Raw genomic sequence first — 6,000 nt, forward strand, 5'->3', positions numbered from 1 at the left:
TTGCTATAAACGCGTATAAAAGCCCTCTACAACAGCAATACTGTCAAACAACGCTTCAATAACATCAAAAATACAAACAAAAAAGCCGCTTTAAAAATTAAGCGGCTTTTGGTTTAAATATAGAATATTAACTATTTAACAGACCAATCAATAGTATCTTCTGCTTTTATAGGAACAACTTCAGAGTCGCCTAGGGTATAACTTGCAGGTACGTCCCATGGTTTTCTTTGTAATGTTATTGTATCGGCATTACGCGGCAACTCATAAAAGTCAGGACCAAAGTGGCTTGCAAATCCTTCAAGCATGTCCAAAGCTCCTGCGTCTTCGAATGCTTCAGCGTATAACTCAATAGCGGCATGAGCCGTATATGCACCAGCACAACCACAAGCAGCTTCTTTTTTATCTTTATAATGTGGTGCAGAATCAGTTCCTAAGAAAAACTTTTTATTTCCACTTATAGCTGCGGCCATTAATGCTTGCTGGTGAATGTTACGTTTGAGGATTGGCAAACAGTAATAATGTGGGCGAATTCCACCCGCTAACATATGATTACGATTATAAAGTAAATGATGAGCTGTAATTGTTGCTGCTACATTGCTAGGTGCATTAACTACAAACTCTACTGCATCTTTAGTTGTAATATGCTCTAGTACAATTTTAAGTTCAGGAAAGTCACTTACCACATCCCCTAAAATCGTCTCTAAAAATACTTTTTCACGGTCAAAAATATCGATTGATGAATCAGTAACTTCTCCGTGTACTAACAGCAACATACCTACTTCTTGCATTGCTTTTAAAACCGGGTAAATATTTTTGACTGATGTAACACCCGAATCAGAATTGGTTGTAGCGCCAGCAGGATACAATTTTGCAGCTACTATTTTACCCGTTGCTTTTGCTTTCTTTATTTCATCTGGTGTCGTTTTATCAGTAAGGTAAAGTACCATTAAAGGCTCAAAGGCACCTTGTGGGCCTGCTGCCATAATACGTTCTCGATAAGAAAGAGCGGTATCAGTACATGTTGCCGGCGGAACAAGGTTTGGCATAATAATAGCGCGACCCATGTATCTGCTAATGTCTCGTACAGTATCGTTTAGCTGGTCGCCATCACGTAAATGTACATGCCAGTCATCTGGGCGAGTGATAGTAAGGGTTGTTACAGAGTTTGTATTATTGCTTGTCATTACTTTGTTCCAAGGCTGAATTTATCCGATCATAGGCATATGATGTTTTCGAGTAAAGATTTTATTAAAAATAATGCATATGCTAATGACATTACCGAGTTGTGTAATTAAAGCTTAATACTCCAATTCAATTGGGATTAGCCATTGTTATTACTTACAATTAATTAAAGTCATTCGTCATAATAATTTACAGCCAATTAAAACCACTCATCGCTTTATTTTGTACAAAATCCAAGATTAGGTTAACTTAGCTACGTATTTAAAAATAAAAAGAATAATATAAATTGCCTATGTCTTACAAAAACAATGCCTCAAGAGCACTTGAGATAAAAACTGATCAACTGAGTATTATTAATCAATTTTCATCAAGCTTATTGCAACTAGACACACTAGACGAGCTATTTGAGTATGTTACAACGCACGTTGTTAACCGTTTAGGATTTGTTGATTGCGTTATTTACCTTGCCGATAACAATGCTTATACATTAAATCAAGTTGCATCGATGGGTATTGCTCACGCCCGAGACAAATATCAAGCCGAACGTAAAGTAATACGTTTTAGTGAAGGAATTACTGGGGCTGTTGCAACTACTGGTAAAGCCGTAATTATCGATGATGTAACAAAAGATAGCCGTTATATCGCAGATGAGCGCCCTGCCCAATCAGAACTATGCGTCCCTCTTATATATAAAGAACAAGTTTTAGGTGTTATTGATTGTGAGCACCCTATTAAAGGCTACTTTACAAACGCACACCTTGAAATTCTTACAACAGTTGCCCACTTACTCAGTGCTAAAATTAACCAGGTAAATACGGTAAATAACTTACAAAAAACAGTTGAGCAACTTAACAACGCACAAAAATTAGAAAATAGCTTATTACAAATAGCTAACCTAACCTACAAAGCTAACGACTTAGATACCTTCTTTGAAGCCTTGCATTCAATTATCAATAACTTACTTCGTGCTGATAACTTTTTTATCGCTTTATATGACAAAAAAGTAGATATACTTGACCTTGTTTATATAGTCGAAGAAGGCATAAACACTAAAACACATCAAAAAATATCTAAAGAACAGCTAAAAGACACTGCTTCATATTACCTACTGCAAACAGAGCAAACCTTATTACTCAATAAAGATGCCTTTCAAAGTCATATTGATAACGGTGATTTTAAAATGGTAGGTCGACAATCAGAGTCTTGGTTGGGTGTTCCATTTAAAACAAGTGATCGTATAAGCGGTGTTATTGTTGTACAAAGCTACGATAAAACACTGCAATACAACGAACACGACAGCGCTCTTCTAACTTACGTAAGTCGTCAAATAAGTATGGCAATTGATAGACAACTAGCCCGACAAGAGCTCGAGCATAAAGCATTGCATGACGAGCTTACCGGCCTTGCTAACCGCTCATTACTCATTGAGAGAATAAAGCATGCTATTTTACGTTTAACGCGCGCTAAAAAAAGTACTAGCCATGCCCTGCTGTATCTAGATTTTGACCGTTTTAAAAGTATTAATGATTCGCTGGGGCATGAGGTCGGAGACCATTTTCTTATAAAAATATGCGGCTTAATTAAAAGTACAGTACGAAGCACCGATACATTTGCTCGTTTAGGCGGTGATGAATTTGCTATTTTCATGGAAAATATCACACATAAAAACCAAGTTAATGAAGCTTTAAACAGAATTAAAAGCGCATTAGCAAAACCTCTAAATGTAGATAGCCACTTACTTCAAGCCTCTACTAGTATTGGTATTGCCTATACCGACAACATAAACGATCAAGCTTATATATTACTGCAACAAGCTGATGCTGCTATGTATGAAGCAAAATCCACCGGGCGTGGACAAGTTAAGTTTTTTAATAACACGATGCGTAAAAAACTTAAAACCCATGCCGATATCGAAAACGACTTGCAACACGGTATAGAACACAACGAATTTGAACTCTATTTTCAGCCAATTTTTACAATTACCACAAGTGAGGTTATTGGTTTTGAAGCACTTGTGCGCTGGCATCATCCTAAAAAAGGATTTGTACCACCTAATGACTTTATACCGATAGCTGAAACTACAGGGCAAATTATAAATCTTGATTTACATTTACTTGATTTAGCCGCTCAGCAGATTTCTAATTGGCACCAGCAAGGTCATCGCTTTTTGAAAGTAACGGTTAATGTATCGTCACGGCATTTTGCAAGCCTCGATTTTGTAGCGCAAATACATTCTATTTATAATAAATACCAATTACCTCTGGGTTCTTTATGTTTAGAAATTACCGAATCAGGCTTAATAGAAAATCTAGAACTCGCCACTCAAATAATAGAAGGTCTTTCACCTTTAAAAGTAAAATTGTGCCTTGACGATTTTGGAACGGGTTACTCGGCACTCGGCTACTTGCACCAACTGCCTATTCATATTTTAAAAATAGATAAAAGTTTTATTGACCACCTACAAGATTCCACCAATCCACTTGTTGAAGCCATTTTATCACTTGCGCAATCATTAAAACTTGAGGTTGTTGCTGAAGGGATAGAAACACTTGAACAATTAGCCATTTTACAATCCACCGCGTGCGACTATGGCCAAGGTTTTTTAAAGTCAAAACCGGTCACAGCCAAAGAAGCCATATTACTTATTAATAAGCCCTTATAAAAAAGCCAGCGAGTAGGTCGCTGGCTTAGGTATTACGTATATACTCATTCATTGACCTAAACTAAAGCTAAAAAGCAAAAAGCAAAAAGCAAAACGACTTTAGTTTTTAAACCACAACCTAAAGTAACCATTCAACAACCCCCCACCCCACACAGTTATTTATATAGTCAAAATTCACACTGAGGTGAAGCACACCGCAATCGATATACTTAAAATACAACATGAAGCAAACTCATCTAAAACTCATCAAACCAGTTTTTGAATGACTTTTATCGTTTCTAATTCTAATATTTTCGCGATTCACTGCAACAAACTGCAATAAACCACAATAAATTGCAAACTTTTAGCCATCTAGACGTTGAAACGTTTTTTGTATAGGCGTAGTATGTGGATAATCTGAGCTGAACTCACTTTTCCCATGAGAATTTTTAAAGATGATTGGTATTAAACATTTAAAAACCATAGCAACCCTAAAAGAAACAGGATCTTTGGTTAATACAGCACGAGAGTTATTTTTGACACAGTCTGCTTTATCTCATCAAATCAAAGATTTAGAGAATAAATTAGATTGCCAATTATTTGAGCGTAAAACTCAACCAGTCCGCTTTACCCCTCAGGGAATGCTATTACTTGAGTTAGCTCACGAAATATTACCAAAAATGGAAGCGACTAAATGCCGTTTGAAAGAAAGCTTAAATCAGCCTATTTCTCAACTGCGTTTAAGTGTGGAATGCCATGCATGTTTTCATTGGTTGTTGCCTACTATTAAAGAATTTAATAACTTTTGGCCTGATATAAAAATTGATTACGAGCGCGGCTTTAGTTACGACGCTATTCCTGACTTACTAAGCGATGAGCTCGATTTAGTTTTAACATCTGACATACGTGAACCCGACACATTAGAATACGCGCACTTATTTGATTTTAAATTGAAGCTTATTGTGGCACCGGATCATGAACTTGCTAAAAAAGCGTATGTAACAGCGCTTGATTTAAAAAACGAAACTATTATTTCATACCCTATCCCGCGTGAACGCCAAGATATATTTAAGCATTTCATTCAAAATGCACGTTTTGACGGTACGTTAAAAACGGTTGACCAAGGATTACTTATTTTCCAACTAGTAAGTGCCGGCATGGGCGTTGCCGCTTTACCTGATTGGCTAGTTACACCTTATGAAAGCCAAGGCTTAATTAAATCAATTCCTTTGGGCGCTCTTGGCCTTACTCGTCCTATGTATTTAGCGATGAAAAAAGACATGAAAGATAACCCTGTTTATCGTCACTTTTTAAATACGTGTAAGCTAAATAACGGTCGATAATTATCAATATAATGAGTAATATCGCTGTAATTAACCCTACAGCGTTTAACTCTTATGTTTGTTATTAAAAAAATGATTGGTGGCTTACTTATGCCACTGCCTCTATTTGGTTTATTTGCGTGCCTGATGCTCCTACTCGCATTTAAAGGCCGCAAATCAGCTCTCTTCTTATCTACTTTAAGCTTAATTGTATTACTTGCATTGAGCACACCCTTTATCGCCAATTTAATTATCCAAAATAATGAACCTGCGTCGCTTGCATTTAATACCCTAAAGCATCCAAAAATAGACAAAATAGTTGTACTAGGTTGCGATATAAACCCAAATCCAGCACTCAGTGCTAATAATCAATTAGGTAATTGTGCGCTAACGCGCTTAGTCGAAGGTGTAAAACTAGCAAAGCACTACCCTAATGCAGAGCTTATAGTGTCAGGCGGGGGTTATAAAAATACTACTAATAGCGGGCTTATGTATCAAACGGCAATTAGTTTAGGTGTTAATAAGAGTCGTATATTCCAAAACCCAAAAGCAATGGATACAGGTGAAGAAGCTAAGTTACTGGCATCAAAATTAGTCGACTTTAAAGTTGCACTAGTAACATCTGTACTGCACATGCCACGCGCAAAAGACTTATTTAATGCTCAAGGTATTGAAGTCATAACCGCAGCCACTGATTATCATAATTTTGCTGCACTTCCATGGAGCAAACAGTTTATTCCCAATGCTCATGCCTTACTTGTGGTTACGCAATACAGTCACGAAGTAGTAGGAAACACATGGATAAGTTTGCGCCGCTGGATAGATCCAGAGGCGCTGTAACTCATTTCGTCTAAC

The 6,000-nt window shown here is 36.9% G+C and carries 4 protein-coding genes; 3 read left to right on the plus strand and 1 reads right to left on the minus strand.

The annotated features are described in order from the left end of the window. Positions 1-131: 131 nt before the first annotated feature. Entirely contained in the window at positions 132-1,184 is a 1,053-nt protein-coding gene (pyrC, locus tag CXF64_RS13280) for a dihydroorotase (protein ID WP_101217252.1), read from the minus strand. 290 nt (positions 1,185-1,474) lie between these two features. Here pyrC and CXF64_RS13285 point away from each other — a divergent pair, with 290 nt between their 5' ends. The 3 genes from CXF64_RS13285 to CXF64_RS13295 all read left to right on the plus strand — a co-directional run bounded on the left by CXF64_RS13285 (position 1,475) and on the right by CXF64_RS13295 (position 5,985). Beyond that, positions 1,475-3,844: an EAL domain-containing protein gene (locus CXF64_RS13285; RefSeq protein WP_101217253.1), complete on the plus strand. Its 2,370-nt coding sequence runs from the start codon at positions 1,475-1,477 to the stop codon at positions 3,842-3,844. A gap of 434 nt (positions 3,845-4,278) precedes the next feature. After that, complete coding sequence (locus CXF64_RS13290; RefSeq protein WP_002961689.1) at positions 4,279-5,166, plus strand: LysR family transcriptional regulator; 888 nt, start codon at positions 4,279-4,281, stop codon at positions 5,164-5,166. 54 nt (positions 5,167-5,220) lie between these two features. After that, positions 5,221-5,985 (plus strand): YdcF family protein, encoded by a 765-nt coding sequence (locus CXF64_RS13295; RefSeq protein WP_101217254.1) that lies wholly within the window; start codon positions 5,221-5,223, stop codon positions 5,983-5,985. Positions 5,986-6,000: the final 15 nt, after the last annotated feature.

Source organism: Pseudoalteromonas sp. GutCa3 (assembly GCF_002836155.1).
Taxonomy (GTDB): Bacteria; Pseudomonadota; Gammaproteobacteria; order Enterobacterales; family Alteromonadaceae; genus Pseudoalteromonas; species Pseudoalteromonas arctica.